Below are 23,370 nucleotides of genomic sequence, written 5' to 3'. Positions count from 1 at the left end.
ACAGCATGACAAATGCGACAACCAGCGCCGTGGGCACCCCCATGGACAGCGGCTTCTTTGGCCACCCCAAAGGCCTTTCCACCCTGTTCTTCACCGAAATGTGGGAGCGCATGAGCTACTACGGCATGCGCGCACTGCTGGTGTTGTTCATGACCGCCAGCGTGCAGCAGGAAGGCCTGGCCTTCACCGTGGCCACCGCCACCGCCATCTACGGCCTGTACACCGGCTCGGTGTACTTCCTGGGCCTGCCGGGGGGCTGGATTGCCGACCGCCTGCTGGGGGGGCAACGTACGGTTTTCTGGGGTGGGGTGGTGATCATGTGCGGCCACATCGTGCTGGCGATCCCCAATGACAGTACCTTCTTTATCGGCCTGATTCTGGTGGCCTCGGGCACCGGCCTGCTCAAGCCCAACATCAGCGCCCTGGTAGGCCAACTCTATTCCGAAGAAGACGTGCGCCGGGACGGCGGCTACGCCCTCTACTACATGGGTATCAACATCGGCTCGGTCCTCGGCTACACCATTTGCGGTTACTTCGGTGAGAACATCGGCTGGCACTGGGGCTTCGGCGCTGCCGCGGTCGGCATGGCTGTCGGCCTGGTGCAGTACCGTCGCACCATCGGCAATCTCGGCGGTGCCAGCCTGGAGCCGGAAATTCCCATGACTCCGGCGGGCGCCCGCAAGGCCTGGACCGGCATCTGGGCCGTGGTGGCCGCGGTAGCCGTGGTTACCGGACTGGCCCTGAGCGGCACCATCACCATCAACGCTGTAGCCCTGGCCCAGTACACTGCCATCGCCTTCACCCTGATCTTTTTCGCTTACTACGGCTTTATCTACTTCATGGGCGACCTCAACGACGCCGAGAAGAAAAAGCTGTGGGCCCTGTTCCTGGTGTGCATTGCGTCCGCCTGTTTCTGGTCAGGATTCGAGCAGGCGGGCTCGTCCCTGAACCTGTTTGGCCGCGACTACACCGACCGGCTGATCGGCTCTTTCGAACTGCCCGCGTCCTGGTTCCAGAACGTGAACCCGATGTTTATCGTGATTCTCTCGCCCTTCTTCGCCGCCCTGTGGATCAACCTCGGCAAGCGCATGATCTCCCCCTCCTACGGCATGAAGTGCGCGATCGGCCTGATCATCATGGCGAGTGGCTTTATTGTGATGTTCTTCGCCGCCCAGTACGCCGCCCAGGGTCTGAAGGTCGCGCCCTACTGGCTGATTACAACCTACTTCCTGCACACGGTGGGCGAGCTCTGCCTGAGCCCGGTCGCCCTGTCGGCGGTCAGCAAACTGTCACCCAAGCGCTTCGCCGGCCAGATGATGGGCGTCTTTGTACTCACCTACTCCATCGGCAACATCATCTCCGGCCTGTTGGCGGGTAACTTCGACCCCAATAACGTCAGCGAACTGCCCAACCTCTACCTGCAGATCAGCCTGTTCAGCATCGGTATCGGTATCATCATTGCGCTGATCAGCCTGCGGGCAAAACGCTGGGAGCATTCCGAGGAAGTCACCCCGGTGGCCGTGGCTACCGATACTCCCTGATTCCACCCCGGCGCGAAGTCCAGTCCCGGTTTCGCGCCATTCTCCCCCCCAGGTGAACAGTATGAAGACCCGCCGTTTGATGATTTGCGCGCTGCTAGGCACCCTCTCCCTGTTGAGTGCCTGCAATAAAGCACCGGAACCGAAGGAAGAGCAGACCGTAACCCGGCAAGTCGATGTCGAGGTTGCAAGTGAACCGGCTGCTCCCTACCCCACCGAGGCCCCTTCTGCCCGACTGCCCGAGGATGTGCAGCCGCGCCACTATGATCTTGCCCTCACCATCGACCCTCGCGAGGAGCGTTTCAGCGGTAGTGTCGAGATCGAGGTCTTGCTTCAGCAGCCGCTGGAATACTTCTGGATGCACGGCAACGGGCTCGACGTCAGCAGCGCCAGTGCTACCCTGGAAGACGGTAGCGTCGTGGAATTGAGCTGGGAGCAGGTACTACCCTCCGGCACGGCCAGGGTCACCGCAACGCAACTCCTGACCGGCATGAAAGCGCGCCTGCACTTTGACTACACCGCGCCTTTCAACACCAACCTGGAAGGCCTGTACAAGGTGGAAAGCGGGGGCGAAAGCTACGCGTTCACCCAGTTCGAGGCCACCTCGGCACGCCTGGCCTTCCCGTCCTTCGACGAGCCCGCCTTCAAGGTACCGTTTGATATCCGGCTCACGGTGCCGGCAAACGACGTGGCCGTCACCAACACGCCGGAAACCGCGATGATCGACAATGGCAACGGTACCCGGACGATCACCTACGCCACCACCAAGCCCCTGCCCACCTACCTGATCGCCTTCGCTGTAGGGCCCTTCGACGTGGTGGACTACCAGCCGATTCCAGCGGGTGCGGGCCGCGAACAGCCCATCCCGCTACGCGGCATCACCACCCGTGGCAAGGGTGAGGAGATCCGCTACGCTCTGGAGAACACAGCGCCTATCGTGGAAGCGATGGAGGACTACTTCGCCACGCCCTACCCTTACGCCAAGCTGGACATTATCGCGGTGCCTGACTTTTCCGCCGGGGCCATGGAAAATGCCGGGGCCATTACCTACCGCGAACAGCTGATCCTGCTGGACGACAACGCCCCGGTCAGCCAGAAACGCGGGTTCTTCTCCACCCACGCCCACGAACTGGCACACCAGTGGTTCGGTAACCTCGTCACTCCCATGTGGTGGGACGATATCTGGCTCAACGAGTCATTCGCCACCTGGAACTCCTACATCATCCTGGACAGCCTGTACCCGGACCAGCACTACCGCGAGTCTCTGCTCAACAGCAGCGCCAACGTGATGGTCAACGACAGCCTGGCCAGTGCGCGCCAGATTCGCGAACCGATTAACCGCCACGAAGACATCGGCTCGGCATTCAACGGCATCACCTACCAGAAAGGTGGCGGCGTCTTGTCCATGTTCGAAGCCTTCCTCGGTACAGACTCATTCCGCGATGGCATCCGTCACTACATGCAGGCATTCGCCTTCCAGAACACCACCGCCGAGGACTTCATCGGCGCCATCGCCGATGCCAATCCCCAGGTCAACGGTACCGACCTGCGGGCTGCCTTCCGCAGTTACATCGAGCAACCCGGGCTGCCGATACTGGCCACCGAGTTGCAGTGCGGTGAGGCGGGACCGCAGTTGAGCATCAGCCAGCAGCGCTACCTGCCCGCGGGTTCCGAGGGCTCCACCGACCAGACCTGGATCGTGCCGGCTTGTGTCAGCAGCCTGTCGGGTGAAGGCGAGGACAGCCAGTGCTTCCTGTTGAAGGAGGCCACACAGACCGTCCCGCTGGTGGGAGAACAGTGTCCCGAAGCCGTCCTGCCCAACACCGGTGGGGCCAGCTACTACCGCTGGTCACTGCCGCCGGAACAGTGGCAGTCGCTGTTGGCGCGCTTCGACGAGTTGAATACCAGCGAACAGATTTCCGTTGCGGGAAGCATGAGTGCCGCCCTCAATAACGGCAGCCTGACCCTGGCCAGTTACCTGGAATCCGTGGGGCCGCTCACCCGGGCTGACTCCTGGCGAGTGGCCATCGCGCCGCGCGCGGACTTGTACAAGCTCAAGGAGCATGTATTAACCGGCGCGGATCGCGACGCCCTGCTGGCGCGCATGCGCGACTGGTATCGGCCGGTACTTGCCGAGTTGGAAAAGCTGGAGGAACCCACACAGGATCAGCAGCAGTTCCGCATGCTGATGCTATCCACCCTCGGCCTGGGAGCGGAAGACCCTGAGATCCACGCCCGCCTGGTGTCTGCCGGCGAGTCATTTACCGGCTTTGGAGGCGATGAGGAATTACACCCCGACGCCATCGACACCAATATCCGCTACATCGCCCTGCTCGCCGGTGTCGAAGCCCACGGCAAGGCCTTTACCGACCTGTTGTGGAAACACTTTCAGGCCTCCGACAATGCCCTGTTGCGGGAATACCTGCTCGGCGCCATGGCCTGGAGTACCGACCCCGAAGTGGCTGCGGCGATGCGCGAGAAAATCCTGTCACCCGAGCTGCGCGACAATGAGATCTTCGACATTCTCGGCAGCCAGATGGCCCACGCACAAACCCGCGATGCCCTGTTCGACTGGGTAAGCGCCAACATGGACGGCGTGCTGGGTCGCATGGACAGCTGGCGCAAGGGGCAGTTGCCCGCCTACTTCGACGAGTTCTGTTCGCTGGAGGATGCCGCCAAAGTGGAGGCGGCTTTTGCCCCGATCATCGACAGCCTCGAGTCCGGCCCCCGCTACCTCGCCAACAGCCTGGAGACCATCCGGCTCTGCGCCACCTTCGCCGAGTTGCACCGCCCGAACAACGCAGGTTGAACTGACCGAGCCCGGCCGGGCCACCCCCGGCCGGGCCTCACCTGCCGGACCTCACCTGGCCGGACCAGACTAAAGCGAGAGTCGTGCCATTCCCGCTGGCCAAGCCGGGCAAAAGCCCGTACATTTTCAGCCTATTAATAACGACATCAGGGGCTTGCGGGGCGAGGTGCATCTATTCAACCTCACGTTCCATGGAGAGATCCAACCGGGACGTGACCCGGAGAAAGTAAAACGCCAGTTCGCTGAAATACTGGGCATCGAGGATCCTGCCGCGGTCGATGCCTGTTTTACTGGCGAAGCGGTTACCCTGCGCCAGGATCTCGACCGTAAAACCGCCGCAGATCTCTACCACAAGCTCTACGTCATCGGCGCCAATACCCAGCTGGTTCGCGATGACACCCCAAAAACCAGCCCGGCTACCCCGCCGCCGGCAAAGCCTGCCAACCGCAACCTCCGCGCTTTGCAGCGAGAGGGCATGGTCCACCGCGAGGGCGATCATATCGACCAGAAATGGGCGGTGAGTTCCGCCGCCCAGGCCCCGGCTCAACGCTCATCTGATGCCAGGGCCGAAGCGGCCGCTGCAGCCGCGAAAGCCCGCGAAGCAGAGAACAGCGAGCGCCTCAAGGCCGAAGCCCGCGAGCGCGCTCACGCCCTTGAACGCAAATTGGCCGAGGAGCGCGAGGCCGCTGACCGCGCCCGGCTGGCGCAGGAAAAAGCGCTGGCAGAGAAAGAAAAGGCTCGTCTGGCGGCAGAGGCCGCCGCGGCCCGCAAGGCAGAACAGGAGGCCAGGGCAGCGGCCCGGCAGGAAGCCGCGGAAAAGCGCAAGGCGGAACGGCGAAACAGGGCCGAGGCCAGGCGACGGGCTGCGGCGGAACGCAAGGCTGCCCGCCAGGCCGAGGCGGAGGCACAGCGTCGGGCCGCCGCAGAACAGAAAGCTGTGGAAGAAGCCAGGGCCGAGGCCGAGCGCAAGGCCGAAGCTGAACGCAAAGCCGCGGAGAAAGCCCGGGCCGAAGCCGAGCGCAAAGCCGAAGCGGAACGCAAAGCCGCGGAGAAGGCTCGGGCCGAAGCCGAGCGCAAAGCCGAAGCGGAACGCAGGGCCGCGGAGAAAGCTCGGGAAGAGGCCGAGCGCAAAGCCGAAGCGGAACGCAGGGCCGCGGAGAAGGCTCGGGCCGAAGCCGAGCGTAAAGCAGAAGCTGAACGCAAAGCCGCGGAGAAGGCTCAGGCCGAAGCCGAGCGTAAAGCAGAAGCTGAACGCAAAGCCGCGGAGGCAAAACGCGAGGCCGAAGCGGAGCGCAAAGCAGCGGAGGCTGCGGGTAAAGCGAGCGCAGAACGCGACGCCGCAGAGAGCGCCAAGGCAGAGCACCCGACATCAGATGCGGGCAACAGGGCAAAACAGAGGCCCCGCAGCGCGACACCCAATCTCTACGCCCTGAGCCCCTTCCGGGTCACCACGACGTTGCGGGAGCGTCCGCAACGTGCCCGGGTTCTCGCCAGGCGCTACCTGGCTGGTAGTGTCCTGTCGCTGGTCCTGATGATCGTCACCATCATAGTGGGTCAGGTCCTGCACCCGCCGCCAGCGCCTACGGGAGCTACCGCGATTGCGTCACGGGCGGACGGAGGCCTGATTCTGGCATTGCCGGAGGAGCTGCTGCTCCACGATCGCTCCGGGGTAGGCAGCGAACGACTGCCTCTGCAATCACTGGGGCTGGCAGAGGTTGAGCAGGTCAGTATGGGCGCGGACGGGGAAAGTCACTTCCTGCTCGCCCGCTCGCTACCCGGCGAAAACGGGGAACCGGGCGAGCGCGGCCTGTGGCGCTGTCGGCTGGCAGCTGGAGAGTGCCAGCCGCATGGCCCCCAGGCGGCACTGCCGGCAGTTTTTGCAGTTCACCCCTTCAGCGGCATGATGCTGCAAGCGATACCGGAGCCATGGCGCCTGCGGAAACTGGATCCCGAGGGCGCAGTGCAGGCCGAGGTAACCCATGACTTTGGCCAGTACCCCGGGCTGCAACCGAGAGACGGGCTACTCTATGTCGCTAGCGCCGAGGGCCCGGCGCTCAGCGTACTGCGTTACGAGGACGACGCCCTCGGCGCGCAGCTGGACGAAATCATCCTGCTCGCCCCCCAGGCGCTGGAGGCGGGCCGGGAGCAGGTCACCGGGCTCACCAGCAACAGCAGCCACTGGTGGGTGGTACTCGCCAATCCGGAAACCGGTGAACGCGGCTTGTACCAGTTTGACCAGCGCTTCGGATTTGAACGGGAACTGCCACTACCCGCGGGCTTCCATCCACAGCAGTTGTTGACCTGGGGAGAGAAACTGCTGGTACTGGACCCTGGCAGAAGGGAGATCGTCCGCTTCAGCGCCGAGGGCGCACCGGAAGTTGATTTCAGTTCCGACCTGCTCACGGAGGAAATCGAATCCCGTGAATTCGCCCTGCAACAGCACACCTTCATTACCCAGGGCCTGCAGAGCCTCGCCTGGCTCGCGTTCATCGCTTGCAGCCTGATGGCCTGGTACCAGGACCTGAGGCAGATTGCCTTCAAACCCGAGGGGCTGCGCGGCGCAGAACCTATCGACAGCATTGGCAAGGAGGCCAGCTGGATTCCCCACGCTGCCAACCGCGAAGCGCGCCTGCGACGCTGGGCGCGACTCTACCTGTCGCTCACCTGCCTTGTGCTGGTGCTGGCCGTGGTCGTGCAGGTAGATACCTCGACCCTGGCCGCCCTGATGCTGTTACTCGGGGGCCCGGCCCTGAGCCTGTGGCTGTACATTCGCAGTCGCATCGGCCACATCGGGGTACTGGACGACCGCCTGCTACTGGTGGATCACCGCGGGACCTACCACATCGGCAGCGAAGCCCGCATCCGCTACCGGGGCTGGTTCCTGATGATCGACGATGTCCTCGTCTACTCCGGTCCGCGCTATCTGCCGGCATTCGACACCGACGCGCTCCAGCGCCTGGCGGTTCCCGTCGTCGAGCGGGGAGCCCGCAGCGATCGCCGCGGGCTGCTGGTTCGCCTCATCGAGAACCGGCACCCGCTGGCGCTGGGTGCCGGCATCTGCACGATGGCTACCATGGCAGCCATCACGCTGCTTCTGGAGTTTATCTAAAGGGGTGACACCCGGATGAGGGGCTCAGGCCTCCCAGCCGCACTGCCGCCCGCGGTTCTGCTCGTCCAGCCAGGACTTGAGCGGAGCAAAATATTCCAGCATGGCAGAGACATCGACATCGTCCTTGCCGGTGAAGTCCGCGAGGGTCTGCTGCCAGGGCACGCTCCTGCCTGCGCTGAGCATGGCGTTCAGGGCCTCACCCGCCGCTTTGCTGCCGTAGGCAGAGCAGGCGTACAACGGCCCCTTGAACCCGGCCTTCTCGCACATCTCGCGATGGAACTGGAACTGCAACAGGTGGGCCTGGAAATAGCGGCTGTAGGAAACGTTGGCGGGGATGTGGTACTTGGCACCGGGATCGAATGCATCTGCGCCGCGGGCAACCGGGCTCGAGATACCCTGGTACTCCCGCCGCAACTTCCACCAGCCCGCATTATATTCCTCGGGGGTCAGTTCGCCGGCAAACACCTGCCAGCGCCACTTGTCCATGATGTAGCCAAAGGGCAGGAAGGCCACCTTGTCCAGGGCCAGGTTCATCAACTGGGCGATGGTGTTGGCTTCGCTGGTCTCGGGTAACTGGTCCAGCAGGCCGAGCTCCACCAGGTAGGCCGGAGTGACCGACAGCGCGATCGCATCCCCCAGCGCCTCGTGAAAACCGGCGTTGGCAGAGCCACGGTAGTAATAGGGCTGCTCGTTGTAGGCGCGCTGGTAGTAGTTGTGACCCAACTCGTGGTGCACCACCCGGACTTCCTCCCCGGTGCGCTGGATACACATTTTGATCCGCAGGTCGTCTTTGGCGTCCACGTCCCAGGCGCTGGCATGGCAGACGACGTCGCGATCTTCGGGGCGGGTGAACAGAGAACGCTCCCAGAAGGTCTCCGGCAACGGCTCCAGGCCCAGCGAGGTGAAGAAACCCTCGGCCATTTTCACCATGGCCTCCTCGTCCATCTCGCGCTCTTCGAGGATACGGGTCAGGTCATAGGGCGCCTCGAAAGCTCCCTCCATCACCACGTCCTCGATGTTGGACCAGCCCTGGGCCCACATATTGCCGAGCAAGTGCGCGGGGATAGTGCCGTCGTCGGGCATTACCGCTTCACCGTAGAACGCCTCCAGGCGATCCCGGACATGGCATTGCAGCGCCTCGTACAGTGGCTTGGCCTCCTGCCAGTAACGTTCCATATCGGCAGAGAAAGCCTCGCCGCTCATGTCGTAACGACTGCGCCAGTAATCCCCCAGGTCCACATAGCCAAGGTCGCGGGCTCCTTTGTTGGCCAGCTCCACCTGCCGCGAATAGAGGTCGCGCATCGGAGGCGACACCTGGCGCCAGCCCTGCCACAGTTCCAGCAGCTCGTCGGAATCCCGGCTGTTGGCCATACGCAGCTCCATGTCCCGCAATACGCTGCACTCACCGTCCTCAGCGCAGTACTTGCCGGTGGCGTAAATGCTTTTGAGCTCGGCTCCGATCTCCACCAGCTCCGCAATGCTCCGGGCATCCGCCGGCGACGGTACGGAAACGCTATGCCGGATCAGCTCGAGATCGCGGCGGGTGGCCGGTGACAGGCCGGGGGACGCCAGGTAATCACGGGCTTCGCGGGCGTTGCTACCACCCTCGGTAGTCAGGGCCTTGCTGGCTTCCACCGCCATTTGCTGAGTATCGTGGGTAATGAAATTCTGAAATACCCACTCTGCACGAGTGGCTTTTACCCCGAGTTCACCGGCGCGCGCACCGGCGCTGTCGATGAACTCTCTCACCTCCGGTTCGGTGGCGGGCGCGGCAAATGTGCTGGTCGCCACTGCCAGTGCCAGCGGGGCAATAGCTCGGCCGTATGCTGCCTTGAGCATTCTGTCTCTCCTGTTATCGAATTTGCTAGGCCGCATCAAAGGGGGCCGCCGCAACAGGGCGGCAGGAAGCGGCCGGACCCCCGTATAACGGATAACAGGCCGAAGTCATCAAGTGTGAGGGGCAGAATCCAGGTGCCAGAAACAACACTGCCGCCAGCCGGCAGGTACCGGGGCGGCAGTGTGATCTGGCGACGCTGGCCCGCCTGCGCGGGCAGCGCCTGTGCAGTGTCTGTTAGAGGGGCGAGTAGCTGAACTTCTGGCCGCCGAGGGCCGCCTCGTACATCAGGCCACCCTTGGCAATGGTAAAGATGGCCATGCCCTTGCGGTAACCACCGTGGGAGGTCTTGGCATTGTTGCTGCCGCCGCTGGCGCCAGCGGCAGCGCCGCCGCCAGTATTGGCTTCGGCGGAAACGCCGGCAGTAATCGCCACAGCGGTGGCCTGGGCACTGAATTCAAAGTTGCCGGAAGTGAACTCCTCAAAGGCGCGCTGATCCTTGAAAAAGATGATCTGGCTGTAGGCCTGGCCACCCAGCTGGAAGCCGACGGTCACCTGGGTCATGCTGGACTCACCCACTGGATTTCCCTGCACGTAAACCTTGCCCTTGCCGTGGGCACCACCGATACCGATACCGCCCTTGCCAATCGTCGGGAACAGGGCATAACCGTAGGCGGAATCGAAATATTTCCCGCTCTCTCCCGCTTCCTTGAACGATTTGATCGCATCACTGTAGCTGTCAGCCCATGCCATCTGGCCCCCGATGGTAAAAGCCAACACGGCGACAAAGGTTTTGAACAGGTTCTTCATAATTGCGAGCCTCGTAATTCGTATTGGGAGTGCGGCCGCCGAAGCGGCCTGCAAGCATTCTGGTGGCGGCGTGTTACAGGGTCAAGCGCACCTGCGCCTGGACCGCTAGCCAGTATTGCGCATACCGGCAGCGATACCGGCAAAGGTCACCATGATCGCCTGCTCCAGCAGCGGTTCAGGTTCGACGCGCTGACGCTGCAGAAGTTCCGCCTGCAGGACGTTGAGGGGGTCTGTGTAAATATTGCGCAACTGGATTGACTGCCGGATCCAGGGAGAATCCTCCAGCGGTGCGCTGAGCCCGTGCAAGGCGAGAACAGTGGCACTGTCATTGGCAAGCTGGGTGCGCAAATCTTCACCTATGCGCCGCAATTCCTCTGGCACCAGGCAGTCGTCATAGTGGGCGGACAGCCCGACATCGGCCTTGGCGAATACCATCTCCAGCATCGAGAGACGGGTAGCAAAGAAGGGCCAGTTGGCGGCCATTTCCTCCAGCACATCGCGCTGACCGCGATCAATTGCCTGCTGCAGGGCCTTGCCGGCACCCAGCCAGGCCGGCAGCATGAGCCGGTTCTGGGACCAGGCAAAGATCCAGGGAATGGCGCGCAGGCTCTCGATACCACCGCCCTTGGCCCGGCGCGCAGGCCGGGAGCCAAGCGGCAGACCCGCCAGTTCCTGTTCCGGTGTGGCGTAACGGAAATAGGGAACAAACTCGGGTTCACCGCGAATCACCGCGCGATAGGCCTCGCAGGAATCCTCGGAGAGGGACTCCATGATCTCGCGCCACTCGGGCCTGGGGGCCGGCGGCGTAAAGAGGTTGGCGCGACAGATTGCCGTGGTGTACAGGGCCAGGGTCTTGACCGCCAGCGCAGTCCAGCCGAGCTTGGCGCGGATCATTTCGCCCTGCTCGGTGACCCGCAGTCCGTTCTCGAGGGTTCCCGGTGGCTGTGACAGCAACGCGGCATGGGCGGGCGCCCCGCCGCGGCCAATCGTGCCGCCGCGACCGTGAAACAGGGTGAGTTTCACCTTGTGTTCGTCGCACACCGCCAGCAATTCCTCCTGCGCCCGGTACTGGGCCCAGGAGGCGGCCAGCACCCCGGCGTCCTTGGCAGAGTCGGAGTAGCCGATCATGACCATCAGGCGGCCGTCGATGAGGCCACGGTACCAGGGGTTGGCCAGCAGGCTGCTGATCACCTCACGCGCGCGCGACAGGTCATCGAGGGTTTCGAACAGGGGGGCCACCGGCAGTTCAAAGGGGCAACCGGTCTCCCGCAACAGCAGGTGCACCGCGAGGATATCCGAGGCCTGGCGCGCCATGGATATCACGTAGGCTCCCAGCGCTTCCCTGGGCTGGCGCGCGACCACTTCACAGGTGGCCAGCACCTCGGCTGCGTCCTCGGAGGGTTGCCAGCGTGGCGGAATCAGTGGCCTACGGCTCGCCAGCTCCTGCAGGAGAAAGGCGCAGCGGGCCTGCTCATCCCACTCGGCGTAATCCCCCAGGCCAAGGTAGCTGGTCAGTTCCGACAGCACCTGGGTGTGCCGGGCACTGTCCTGGCGGATGTCGTGGCGCAGCAGGTGAACGCCGAAACAGCGCACACGCCGCAGCAGGTCCAGCAGGCCGGCGTTGGCGATGCTGCCCATACCGCATTCGAGCATCGAGTCGTAGCAGGCCTTGAGCGGCTTCCACAGGACTTCCTCATCCAGCGGCGCCAGGTCACTGCGCATCGGGTCCGCCAATACCACCTCGATATCGGCCAGGTGGCTACGCAAGGTGCCGCGCAGTTCCCGCAGCACTTCGCGATAGGGTTCGTGAGCGTCTCCCGACAGCGCGCGCAGGTGTTCATTGCACTTGGTCATGGACAGCTCTTCCACCAGCTGCTCCACATCCTTGAGGTAGAGATCCGTCGCCTGCCAGCGACTCAGCCACATCACCTCGTCGGTCACCTTGTGGGTCACGTTGGGGTTGCCGTCGCGGTCGCCACCAATCCATGACACGAACTGCACCGGTGCCGCGTCCAGCGGCAGGCTCTGGCCGCAGGCCTCCTGCAGTGCGCTATCCAGCCGGCGCAGGAATTCAGGCACGGCCCGCCACAGGGAGTCCTCCACCACGGCAAAGCCCCACTTGGCCTCGTCCACCGGGGTGGGCCGGGTGAGGCGGAAGTCGTCGCCGTACCAGATCTGGGTGATCAACTCGCGCAGGCGGTCGTGCAGGCGCTGCTGCTCACGCTCGGTGAGCCCGCCAAGCTCCAGTTGCGACAGGCAGCGGCCGATCTCGGTGTGCTTGTGGATGAGGGTACGGCGCATGATCTCGGTTGGATGGGCAGTGAGTACCAGCTCGATCCGCAATTTGTCGATAGTTTCGACGATCTGCTCACGGGTAGCCCCCTCCTCCGCCAGCCCGGTGAGGGTGGTGGACAGCTGGCGGGAAGCCGACAGTAGAGGGTCCATCTGACGCGAGACCGTGTGGTGCTGGTCGGCGATATTGGCCAGGTTGAGAAACTGGCAGAAGGCGCGGGCCACCGGCACCAGCTGGGCGTTGTCCAGGTTGCGCAGAACGCCGAGCAACTCTTCGCGTTCCACACCACCGTCATCCCCTGACGCCAGCCGCGCGGTCTTCGACAGGCCGCGAATCTTTTCGATCAGCTCGAGAAACTCGGCACCCTCGGCATCGGCGATGGTTTCGCCGAGCAAACGCCCGAGAAAGCTGACATTACTGCGCAAGCCGCTGTAGTCCGCCTGCCCCTCTTCCACTTCTACTGGTCCCATACCCGGTTCCCTTACCAGCTACCTACCCGGGAGAGCAGGTCACATACGCGGCTTGAATAGCCCCATTCATTGTCGTACCAATTGAGCACCCTCAGGTAGCGACCGCCGGTTACGGCGCTGAACCCGGAATCGTAAATCGAGGAGTGCGAGTTACCGATAATATCAGAAGACACTATGGGCTGGTCACTGAATTGCAGAATCCCGCTCAGGCGCTCCGAGGCGGCAGCCTCACGCACCGCCTGGTGCACCTCGTCTACCGTGATCTCCCGGCCGAGCTTGACGAACAGGTCGACCACCGAACCATCCGGCACCGGCACCCGGGCCGCGATGCCGTGAAGCTTGCCCTTCAGTTGTGGCAACACTTCCCCCACGGCCTTGGCCGCGCCAGTCGAGGTGGGAATGATGTTTTCGGCGGCGGCCCGGCTGCGGCGCCAGTCTGAGTGCGGTACATCGGCCAGGCGCTGGTCGTTGGTGTAGGCGTGTACCGTATTGATGACGCCCTCCTCGATGCCAAAGGCCTCGTCGAGAACTCGCGCCATGGGCGCCAGGCAGTTGGTGGTACAGCTGGCATTGGAAATGATGCGATGTTCGGCGGTCAGGCCGTCCTCATTTACCCCCAACACCACGGTGTAGTCCACCGGATCGGCCGCCGGCACGGTCAGAATCACCCTCCCGGCCCCGGCTTCGAGATGCTGTTCCAGTTGCGCACGCTTGCGAAATACACCGGTGGACTCCACCACCGCATCCACCCCCATCTCCGCCCAGGGCAGATCAGCGGGATTGCGTTCACTCAGCAGCTTCACCCGGCTCTTGGGTGTCACGAAATGGCCGTCCTCCAGTTTCAGGCTCTTGCCGAACGGCCCCATCACGGTGTCGTAATTGAGCAGGTAACGCAGGGCATCCGGGTCAAACAGGTCGTTGATGGCAACCACGTCCACCCCTTCCACCTCCTCGAGGATGCGAAAGACCGAGCGGCCGATACGGCCAAATCCATTGATGGCGACTTTCATTTACGCGGCCTCCTGCTTGCGGTCCAGTTCGGCGTAGAGGCGCACCACGTCCAGCAGACGCGCTGCGTGCCCCAGGTTTTCGTACCAGCTCAGGCACTTGATGGTGTGATCACCGGCCTTGATGGTGCCCTTGGCGTCAAACAGCAGCGAGTGGGGATTGCCAATTACGTCGGAGGAGACAATCGGGTCCTCGACTACAGCCACCATACCGGGGTAGTCACCCGCCGCATCGCGCACCGCCTGGTTGATGTCTTCCGGTGTCACCGAGGCGTCCGTCACCACCAGGTTGAGGTCCAGCAGGCAGCCCTCGTGAATCGGCACGTTGAGGGCGGAGGTGGTGATCTTGCCGTCCATCGCCGGCAGGATGTGCCCCAACCAGAGCCCGGCTTCGTGGTTGTTGGGAATGATATTTTCCGCCGCCGACCGGCTGCGACGGAAGTCGGAGCCGGCGTAATCCTGCAGGGCCTGGTCCGAGGTGTAGGCGTGTACGGTGGTCATGCTGCCGCACTCGATGTCAAAGCGCTGGGACAGGATATGCAGCAGCAGGCAGAGGGCCGTGGTGGTGGCGGAGCCGGCCGAGATCATGCGGTCGGCCGTATCGATCTGGCTGCCGTTGATACCCGGAATGACAATTCGGTCAATGCCATCGAGCGGCAGCGTGCGCAGCAGTACCCGGGGAGCACCGTTGTCCAGGTGGTCGCGCATGCAGGCGGTGTCGCGGAATTTACCGGTGGAGTCGATAACCGCGTCCACGCCAAACATGTCCCAGGGCATCTCTGCGGGCTGGTCGATGCGCATCAGCCGGGAACGAAAACGCGGGTTCACCAGGAAGTTACCCTCCAGGGTGTGCCGGGCGGGCTCATCCACTTCGGAGCACAGCAGGTAGTGGAGAATATCGGGCTTGCCAATATCGGCAATGGCGACCACCTCAACGTCGTCACTGCGGGAGGCCAGGTCATAGATCTGGCGGCCGGTCTGGCCGAAGCCCATGATCCCGACGCGGATAGGCTTGTGTTGCATCGTCAATTCTCCGTATCAGTTGCCGTGTAAGGCCATGGCGTCTGCCGCCAGGGCTGCAATGTGCTTCCAGTCGCCCGCTTCCACCAGTGCCGGTGCCACCATCCAGGACCCGCCGCAACAGACTACATTGGGCAGGGCCAGGTAGTCGCGGAAGTTCTCCGGGGTGAGTCCGCCCGTCGGGCAGAAATTCACCTGCGGGAACGGCCCACCCAGGGCCTTGAGCATGGGGATTCCCCCCAACGCGGTGGCGGGGAACAGCTTGAAGGTGTCGAGGCCGTGGTCGAGCCCCAGCATGATCTCCGAGGGAGAGGCGACACCGGGCACCAGCCCCACCCCACGCTCCGCCGCCGCGCCGAGCAAGGCAGGCGTGCTCCCCGGACTAACTGCAAAATCTGCGCCAGCGCTCATGGCCGCATCGAGCTCAGCGGCGTTGGTGACGGTACCGGCGGCAATCTGCAGTTCGGGGACTTCAGCTTTCACGGCGGCAATGGCCTCCAGGGCCGCCGGGGTACGCAGGGTAATCTCCACTGCGGGCATACCACTGTCCAGCAGGGTGCGCGACAGGGTGACGGTCTGCCCGACATCGAGCACGGTGATCACCGGGAGCACCCGGCAGGGACTCAGAATCGACTTCATCGCGGATGGCTGCATACTGTTCTCTACCTCGCCAAAAAGTTGTTTTATTACATTTTTAAAACTGTAGCCCAACACCCGGACCAAGGCAAGGGCGAGACGGAACAGAATGAGGCCAGTGCGCACGGGAATGAAATATATCCTGAAGTTATAAGACCCCTTAATACGAAGTTTTTTCTCCCCGCCCGCCCGGAAAGCACCCACCAAAGTGTCCCGGCAGGCAAAAGGTACTTGCCATCATTATGTTGTTTTATTACATTTTAGAGACAAGCCTACGACGAGAATAATGAATCATGAGCCTGATGGCGGAGATGCGGGATGCCGAAGCGCGACGCAGCAAGGCCGAACGCAAGCTGATAGATCACGTGCTGGCCGACCCGGAAGCAGTACTGAACACGCCGATCGCCCGACTCGCCGCCGCCGTCGGGGTCAGCGAACCGACGGTAAATCGATTCTGCCGCGCCATGGGCGCCCGGGGCTTTCCCGACTTCAAGTTGCAACTGGCGGGTGAACTGGCGCGCGCCCGCCCCAGTATGGCGCGCGATATCGAACCGGGGGATTCCGGCAGCCACATTGCCGCGAAAATCTTCGAGGCCACCCACGCCAGTCTCAACAGCGCCCACAACCAGTTGGACACCAGCACCCTGGAGCGCGCGGTGGACGCGCTGGATGGGGCCCGCTCCATCGCCCTGTGCGGCCTCGGTGCCTCGGCGTCGGTCGCCCTGGATGCCCAGCACAAGCTGCTGCGCTTCAAAACCCCGGTCGTTGCCCATACCGATATCATCAACCAGCGCATGCTCACCGCCAGCCTGCAGCCGGATGACTGCCTGTTGTGCATCTCCTACACCGGCCGCACCCGGGCGATCACCGAGGTCGCCAGGCTGGCGCGGCCGAGTGGCGCCGAGGTGATCGGCCTGACCGCCCCGGGCTCGCCACTGGCGAAGGCCTGCTCCATGGTACTGGGGGTCGCCTGCGGTGAAGATACCGACCTGTACACCCCGATGACATCGCGCATCGCCCAACTGGTGATCATCGATGCCCTGGTGACCACCCTTGCCCTGCGCAAGGGTGCGGATTTTGCAGACCACCTGGAAGCCGTCAAACACAGCCTGGCTGCGACCCGCTCCGGCTGACACCGAACCGGCCGACAGCTCGACACAGCTGGTGCAATTTACCAAAAGTCGGTCGTTGCCTGAGGGCCGTTTCGTAGTACGCTTTGCGCAACCCGAAACGACCCACCCCCATGACCATTGGGCTGCACCATGCGCGCACTTCTCACCGTCACTTCCCTGCTGATTTCGACATCGCTGCTGCTGATCGGGCACGGCATGCAAATCACCCTGCTACCCCTGCGCGGCTCGGTCGTTGGATTCTCGGAATTCCAGGTCGGCCTGAGCGCCTCAGCCTATTTCCTGGGCTTCGTGGGCGGCGCCCTGGTCATTCCCCGCATCATTGCCAAGGTCGGCCACATCCGCAGCTTTGCCGTACTCACGGCGATCTTTATCACCGCCCTGCTGGGCCTGGAGATGCTCGACAACTGGGGCGCCTGGCTGCTCCTGCGCTTCAGCACCGGCGCCATGATCTGCGGCCTCTACTCCGTGATCGAGAGCTGGCTCAATGACCAGGCCACGCCCGAAACCCGGGGCCAGGTGCTGGCCATCTATACCTTTATCGTGCTGGTCTCCATGGCGGCAGGCCAGAGCCTGATCAACGTCGGCCCCATCGACAGCGCCACGCCGTTCACCCTCGCCGCGATCTTCCTGGCCCTGGCCATCGTACCGGTGGGGCTGACCAGCCGCCTGGCTCCGGCACCCCTGGAATCCACCCGCACCCGCTTCAGCCTGCTCTACCAGCGCTCTCCCGCCGCGTTTGCCGGCGCCATTGTGTCCGGGCTGGTGGTGGGCGGCTTCTGGTCCCTGGGGGCCGTATTTGCCCAGCGCTACGGCACATCCCTGTCCGACGTCACCCTGTTCATCACCAGCGCCATCGCCGGGGGCGCACTGTTCCAGTATCCCATCGGCTGGCTGTCTGACCGGGTAGACCGGCGCCGGGTGATGCTGGCCCTGTGCCTGCTGGGCACCCTGACCGCCGCTGCCGTGGCCTGGAGTATCGGCCAGAGCTGGCACCTCGGTGCAGTGTTCATGTTTGGCGCCAGCACCATGTCGATTTACGCCATCTCGCTGGCCACGGCGGCCGACAACTCGGCCAGCCACGAGTTCGTGGAGATCGGCACGTCCGTGTTGATGCTGAATGCGCTCTCTGCCGCGGCCGCTCCCTTGCTACTGGGACAACTGATGACCGCACTGACGCCGGCCGCCCTGTTCTGGGCCTCCTCCGGGCTATGCGCCGTGTTCTCGGTCTATGTCGGCATCCAGTGCACCCGGCGCCGGGCAGTTACGGTGGAAGAACAAACACCTTTCTCCGCCGCTGGCATGGAAGCCGCACCCACCGCCTTCGACCTCGACCCCCGGGGCCTGGAAGACGAAGTGGGCGACCTGAAACCCGAGGAAACCGCCTCAGACCAGATCCCCCCCGCGGGGAGCCCGATGTAAGCCGGGCGCCGCCCCCCCTCTGCAACACAGACGGGCGAAATGTTGCATATACTCAAGATGACGCTGCCCAGCGCTCGCGTTCAGCTTCGGGGAACGGCCTGTGCCAGGATACGGTCCAGCCGACTGGCAAACTGCTGGCGGTCTGCCTGGCTCAGTGGCGGCGCGCCGCCCGTGTCCACCCCGCTGTCGCGCAGGGTGGCCATGAAGTCGCGCATATTGAGGCGCGCACGCACGTTTTCAGCCGTGTACAGATCGCCCCGCGGGCTGAGGCCACGGGCGCCTTTGGCGACGATTTCCGCAGCCAGGGGGATGTCCCCGGTGATCACCAGGTCACCGGCTTCCACCCGCTCCACAATGGCGTTATCGGCAACATCGAACCCCTTCTCCACCTGGCTGAAACGGATATTGGGCGCCTTGGGCACCTGCATGGCGTGATTCGCCACCAGGGTCATGTCGAGGCCAGTGCGCTGGGCCGCCCGGAACAGGATCTCCTTGATAGCTACAGGGCAGGCGTCGGCGTCGACCCAGATATGCAAGGTGGTCAGGCCTCCAGCCAGTGCAGCAGCAGGGCTTTTTCCTCTGCCGAGCGGCGCGCCAGTTGCTGGGCCAGCTCGCCAAAACGACCCTCGACCTGCTCGCGACGGATCTTCAGGGTGGGGGTGAGAATCCCGTTTTCGATGCTCCAGGGTTCCTCACTGAGAATCACCGCGCCAATACGTGCGTGGTGCTCTACCGTATCGTTGATGCCCGCCACCATATCGCGGACAGAACTTTCCACCGCATCGCGGGGCAGCCCCTGGGCCTCCTCGGTCAGCACCGCGACCATGACGGTCTTGGAGAAACCACGACCCAGCAGGCACTGCTGCTCGGTATGTGGATTCTTCGCAAAGGCCCCCTCGATCGGCGGCGGCGCCACAAACTTGCCCTGGATGGTCTTGAAATAGTCTTTCACCCGGCCGGTAATGTAGACAAAGCCGTCTTCGTCGATCCGCGCCTTGTCGCCGGTATGGAGCCAGCCGTCGCGCAGTAACTCGGCTGTTTTGTCGGCATCGTTGTAGTAACCCGGCGTGTTGCCGTGGGAGCGCACCACCAGCTCGCCCTCCTCGGTGATACGTATGTCCACGCCAGGGAGGGGTTTGCCGACCGAACCGATCCGGCGGTCGTCGTGACTGCTGACGATCAACCCCATGGCCTCGGTCTGGCCGAAACCCTCCATCAGGGTCAGGCCGAGTTCGCCAAACCAGTGAATCAGCGGCGGCGGCGTAGGAGCTGCCGCGGTGAGGCAGTAGCGCACCTCGTCCAGGCCCATGGTGCTGAGGATAAGCTGACCGGTGCCCTCGCGATCGGCTTCCAGCGCGGCATCCAGGGCCGCCTGGCCACCCAGTTTGCCGATCACCGCCTGCTGGAACTGCTCCCAGATACGCGGCGGGCCAAAGAAGATATGGGGGCGAGTCTGCTGGAGTTCCGGCAACAGGTTCTCCAACCCGCTGTTGAAGGTCACCTGGCCGCAGACCACCAGGGAGGAGAATTCCACGATCTGGCGCTCGGCGATGTGCGACAGGGGAAGATAGGAAAAATAGCGGGTGCCCTCCTCGGCGCCGAAGGTGGTGGTGAAACGGCGAATGGGAACCAGGTTGCTCTGGTGAGTTTGCATGACCCCCTTGGGTTTGCCAGTGGTGCCGGAGGTGAATACCAGGGACATCAGCTCATCCGGTTGGCATTGGTAAGTCGGCCGGCGCCCGGCACCGCGCTCCAGCAGTTCCTCCCAGGTGAGGTGTTCCTGGGCCAGCTCCACCCCCGGCAGGGTTACCAGGGTCACGCCCTCCGGCAATACCCCGCTGACCGCATCCCAGTTCCCGGTTTCGCCCACGAACACCACTTTGACCTCGGCAAAATCGAGGATGTACCGGGCGGTATCCGCCGGCAGGGTAGTGAAGAGCCCCACGGTAATGTTGCCGGAGGCTATGACAGCGAGGTCCGCGAGAAACCAGTGGGGATCATTCTTCGCCACAATGGCCATACTGGCGCGGGAACCAAAGGCTTCTTCCAGTGCGGCGGCCACGGCCATGGCCTCATCCCGTGCCTGCCCCCAGGTCCATTCACGACCACCCTCGCCCAGCGTGCGCATCCAGACAGTATCCGGGCAGGTATCGGCCCAGTGATTCAGCAGTGAAGGAATAGTATCCAACGCCATGGTGACTCCTGATTGTTGTTAGGGGTAGTCGACAAAAGCAGTAGCAAGCCTACCAGAGCGGGGGGCGGCAATTAAGTCACCTGATAGACCTTTCTCAGCCCGGCAACAGGCAGAACGTGATGCTGTGCGGTGGCAGGGTCGATGGCAGCGGCACCACAGGAATATCCGTGAGCGTAAGGCGCCCCTTGTGCAGGCGGGGCTTCAGGCCATTGATACGGATCTTGCGCGCCGTGGGGTGCTTGGCGGTCAGGGTATAGGCGCCCAGGGGTTCCCCGAAACCGCGCAGGCTTACCGGCAGCGGTTCCCCGTGCAGGTTGATCAGCATCAGGGTTTTGCCATCGGCATCCGGGCGTTCATGCAGGTAGGCACGCAGGTAGGGATCCGAGCTGCGCACCCGGAACACCCGCTGCCCCATCAGGCGCTGCCACAACCAGCTCACCCAGTAATCCGGCCGCGGCTTCAGGGTCAGGCGATCGATCATGCCGTAATCGCCGCCGATCAGCGCCTGCCGCACCATCACCCGCTGGCCGAGAGCGGCACCCTGGCCGAGCTGGTCCGCCCACCAGAAACTGGAAGCCCAGCGATCGGACAGAAAGGGCTGGCCGCCGCACTGCGCGGACCCTGTCTCGCCGGTCCACAATTCCGCCCCCGGCTGGAAGCGGTCCCGCAGACGGGACAGCTGCTGGCTGTAGCGACCGAAATCATCCAGCGCCCGCGGGTCGAGCATGGCCTCCAGCCGCGCACTGCGGGTGCGCAAAGGGCTGCGCTCGCTCTGGAAGGGGTAGTAGTGCCAGTCGACGATGTCCAGCGACTGCTGCAGGCTGGCCAGAAAGCGGGGCGTTATGCGGGTAAAGGGGCGGAAGGTCTCTCCCAATCGCGGCCAGAACGCGCTGCCGGGGCCGGAAATGCGCGCCTCGGGATAGTATTGGCGTACCAGCTCGGCAAAACGGTCGTAGTCCCTGGCCAGGCTGCGAGCTCCCGGCTGCGCACGCAGGCCGTGAAAAGCCCAGTAGGCATTGAGTTCATTGCCCAGCTCGAACACGTCGATGCGCTGGCCGCGCTCACAGGCGTGCTGCAGGAGCCGCTCCAGTTCGCTGCCGTCCCAACTGCCGTGCTCACTGCGCCGGAACAGACCGTATTTGCAGGTAAAAATCAGACCCAGGTCATGGCGGGCGATAAACGCCTGCAAGGCATCCCAGCGGGAACGGGAAAGCACCAGGCCACCCTCTTCGTCAGGCGGCGCCTCGAAATAGTGGATGCGGTCGGCCTCGGAGCCACCGATACGCAGGTAGGCGGGGCCCAGGGCCGACACCAGGCGATCCAGCCCTTTACTGTCCAGGGAAAGCGGGGGAACCGGCAGCGTGCCGACACCTCGCCGGGCGCGCCCCGCGCCCTCCCACCAGAGGCCACCGGCAAAGACCGAAATGTCGATGGACCAGGAGAGGAAGCGTTTATCCACGCGCCGCAGGGGCGCGTGCTGGAGGTACAGGACTTCCGCCCCGCTGGCGGGGTCGGGAGGCAGCGAGCGGGACGGCCACAGGGCCATCAGCGCGGGCAACTCCCGATCGCGTGCACCACCCTGAACTGTCTGCCTGCTGGATTCATTGCAGCGCAGTATGCGGCAGAAATGTGACAGTAATAAAACAGCGGCCCGGCGCGGTGGCCGGGTGTCGGGTTACTGGCTGGCGCCCTGCCCTGCACCACTGCGACGGCCGCGGCCACCGCGGCGGCGTCGACCATTACTGTTGTTACCACTGTTATTGCCGCCGCCATTGCCACGGGCAGCGGACTGTCGGCCTTCGCCCTGACGACCCTGGCCCTGCCCAGGGCGCCCCGGGGAACGACGGCCACCGTTACCCTGACGCGGCCCGGTGGGAGCCGGCGGGGTGTCGGGAACACTGTGATCGGGCTCGAAGCCCTCCACCGACTCCCGCGGCAGGTTCTGGCGAATCAGGCGCTCGATATCTCTCAGGTAGTCCACCTCATCGGCGCTGACCAGGGAGTAGGCGCGACCGGCGGCGCCGGCACGACCAGTGCGGCCGATGCGGTGCACGTAGTCCTCGGCCACATTGGGCAAGTCAAAGTTCACCACCTGTGGCAGCTGCTCGATATCGAGGCCACGCGCTGCGATATCCGTGGCGACCAGGGCCTGCACTTTACCCAGCTTGAAGTCACCCAGAGCACGGGTACGCGCGTTCTGACTCTTGTTACCATGAATCGCGGCGGAGCTGATGCCGGACTTTTCCAGTTGCTGACTCAGACGGTTTGCGCCGTGCTTGGTGCGGGTAAATACCAGTACCTGGGCCCAGTTGTTTTCCTTCACCAGGTGGCTCAGCAGTGCCGGCTTACGCTTTTTGTCGACCGGGTATACCCACTGTTTGACGGTATCCGCGGTCTTGTTGGGCGGGGTTACCTCGACCTTGACCGGGTTCTGCAGGTAGCCCTGGGCCAGCCCGGTAATGTCACCGGAGAAAGTGGCGGAAAACATCAGTGTCTGGCGTTTTTCAGGCAGCAGCTTCACAACCCGACGGATGTCGTGGATAAAGCCCATGTCCAGCATCCGGTCAGCTTCGTCCAGCACGAGCACTTCGAGGTTGTCGAAGTGCAGGGCGCCCTGGCCGTGCAGGTCCAGCAGACGGCCCGGGGTAGCGACCAGTACGTCAACACCCCGTTCCAGGCGAGCGATCTGCGGGTTGATTTTGACGCCGCCAAAGACGCAGGCCGAGTTCAGCTGCAGGTAGCGGCTGTACTCGCGCACGTTGTCCTGTACCTGGGCCGCCAGCTCGCGGGTCGGTGTCAGTACCAGGGCCCGGCAACCGCGACGGGGCGGACGCTGGCCGCCCTCGAGGCGCTGCAGCAGAGGCAGGGTAAAAGCGGCGGTCTTGCCGGTACCGGTCTGGGCAGCCGCCATGACATCGCTGCCCTCCAGCACGTGGGGGATGGCTTTGGCCTGGACGGGTGAAGGGGTGTTGTAGCCCTGCTCGGCAATAGCACGCAACAGGGCCTCGGACAGGCCGAGGTCTTGGAATGTCATAGTCAACTTTCTCTTAACAGAAGGGGAATGCTGACAACAACGCGGGCACTGTCAGCAAGTGCGA

The 23,370-nt window shown here is 63.7% G+C and carries 15 protein-coding genes; 5 read left to right on the top strand and 10 right to left on the bottom strand.

The annotated features are described in order from the left end of the window. Positions 1–5: 5 nt before the first annotated feature. From FV139_RS05660 to FV139_RS05650, 3 genes are all read left to right on the top strand, one after another. Positions 6–1,541 carry a peptide MFS transporter gene (locus tag FV139_RS05660; RefSeq protein ID WP_235898559.1) on the top strand — a complete coding sequence of 512 codons (1,536 nt, stop codon included), beginning with the start codon at positions 6–8 and terminating at the stop codon, positions 1,539–1,541. A 61-nt stretch (positions 1,542–1,602) separates the two neighbouring features. Continuing rightward, positions 1,603–4,347: a M1 family metallopeptidase gene (locus FV139_RS05655; protein ID WP_148067289.1), complete on the top strand. Its 2,745-nt coding sequence runs from the start codon at positions 1,603–1,605 to the stop codon at positions 4,345–4,347. A gap of 166 nt (positions 4,348–4,513) precedes the next feature. Continuing rightward, entirely contained in the window at positions 4,514–7,456 is a 2,943-nt protein-coding gene (locus tag FV139_RS05650; RefSeq protein ID WP_148067288.1) for a hypothetical protein, read from the top strand. 24 nt (positions 7,457–7,480) lie between these two features. On the opposite strand, the gene FV139_RS05645 is transcribed toward FV139_RS05650, so the two are convergent. From FV139_RS05645 to FV139_RS05620, 6 genes are all read right to left on the bottom strand, one after another. Then, positions 7,481–9,295: a M2 family metallopeptidase gene (locus FV139_RS05645; RefSeq protein WP_187276418.1), complete on the bottom strand. Its 1,815-nt coding sequence runs from the start codon at positions 9,293–9,295 to the stop codon at positions 7,481–7,483. Positions 9,296–9,527: 232 nt separating this feature from the next. After that, complete coding sequence (locus FV139_RS05640) at positions 9,528–10,100, bottom strand: YSC84-related protein (protein WP_148067286.1); 573 nt, start codon at positions 10,098–10,100, stop codon at positions 9,528–9,530. A gap of 105 nt (positions 10,101–10,205) precedes the next feature. After that, on the bottom strand, positions 10,206–12,863 hold the full coding sequence (gene ppc, locus FV139_RS05635) for a phosphoenolpyruvate carboxylase (protein WP_148067285.1): 2,658 nt from the start codon (positions 12,861–12,863) through the stop codon (positions 10,206–10,208). A gap of 11 nt (positions 12,864–12,874) precedes the next feature. After that, positions 12,875–13,873 carry a type I glyceraldehyde-3-phosphate dehydrogenase gene (gene gap, locus FV139_RS05630; RefSeq protein WP_148067284.1) on the bottom strand — a complete coding sequence of 333 codons (999 nt, stop codon included), beginning with the start codon at positions 13,871–13,873 and terminating at the stop codon, positions 12,875–12,877. Then, positions 13,874–14,893 (bottom strand): type I glyceraldehyde-3-phosphate dehydrogenase, encoded by a 1,020-nt coding sequence (locus FV139_RS05625; protein WP_235898558.1) that lies wholly within the window; start codon positions 14,891–14,893, stop codon positions 13,874–13,876. It lies immediately after the preceding gene. 15 nt (positions 14,894–14,908) lie between these two features. Beyond that, a complete protein-coding gene (locus FV139_RS05620) occupies positions 14,909–15,529 on the bottom strand; it encodes a bifunctional 4-hydroxy-2-oxoglutarate aldolase/2-dehydro-3-deoxy-phosphogluconate aldolase (protein WP_213004034.1) in 621 nt (206 codons plus the stop codon). Between the two features lie 290 nt (positions 15,530–15,819). On the opposite strand from FV139_RS05620, the gene hexR reads away from it, so the two are divergent. Together hexR and FV139_RS05610 are read left to right on the top strand one after the other, a co-directional pair. After that, a complete protein-coding gene (hexR, locus tag FV139_RS05615; RefSeq protein ID WP_213004033.1) occupies positions 15,820–16,659 on the top strand; it encodes a transcriptional regulator HexR in 840 nt (279 codons plus the stop codon). A gap of 129 nt (positions 16,660–16,788) precedes the next feature. After that, on the top strand, positions 16,789–18,078 hold the full coding sequence (locus FV139_RS05610; RefSeq protein ID WP_148067282.1) for an MFS transporter: 1,290 nt from the start codon (positions 16,789–16,791) through the stop codon (positions 18,076–18,078). 80 nt (positions 18,079–18,158) lie between these two features. On the opposite strand, the gene FV139_RS05605 is transcribed toward FV139_RS05610, so the two are convergent. From FV139_RS05605 to FV139_RS05590, 4 genes are all read right to left on the bottom strand, one after another. After that, positions 18,159–18,614: a YaiI/YqxD family protein gene (locus FV139_RS05605; protein WP_148067281.1), complete on the bottom strand. Its 456-nt coding sequence runs from the start codon at positions 18,612–18,614 to the stop codon at positions 18,159–18,161. 5 nt (positions 18,615–18,619) lie between these two features. Beyond that, positions 18,620–20,272: an AMP-binding protein gene (locus FV139_RS05600; RefSeq protein WP_148067280.1), complete on the bottom strand. Its 1,653-nt coding sequence runs from the start codon at positions 20,270–20,272 to the stop codon at positions 18,620–18,622. A 94-nt stretch (positions 20,273–20,366) separates the two neighbouring features. After that, positions 20,367–21,818, bottom strand: a complete 1,452-nt coding sequence (locus tag FV139_RS05595; RefSeq protein WP_148067279.1) for a glycosyl hydrolase family 79 N-terminal domain-containing protein — start codon at positions 21,816–21,818, stop codon at positions 20,367–20,369. A 129-nt stretch (positions 21,819–21,947) separates the two neighbouring features. Next, positions 21,948–23,306, bottom strand: coding sequence for a DEAD/DEAH box helicase (locus FV139_RS05590; RefSeq protein WP_148067278.1), 1,359 nt, complete (start codon positions 23,304–23,306; stop codon positions 21,948–21,950). Between the last annotated feature and the right edge of the window lie 64 nt (positions 23,307–23,370).

The sequence above is a fragment of the Parahaliea maris genome, assembly GCF_008064665.1.
Taxonomy (GTDB): Bacteria; Pseudomonadota; Gammaproteobacteria; order Pseudomonadales; family Halieaceae; genus Parahaliea; species Parahaliea maris.
Note: the sequence above shows the minus strand (reverse complement) of the source record. Positions and strands in the feature narration are given on the sequence as shown.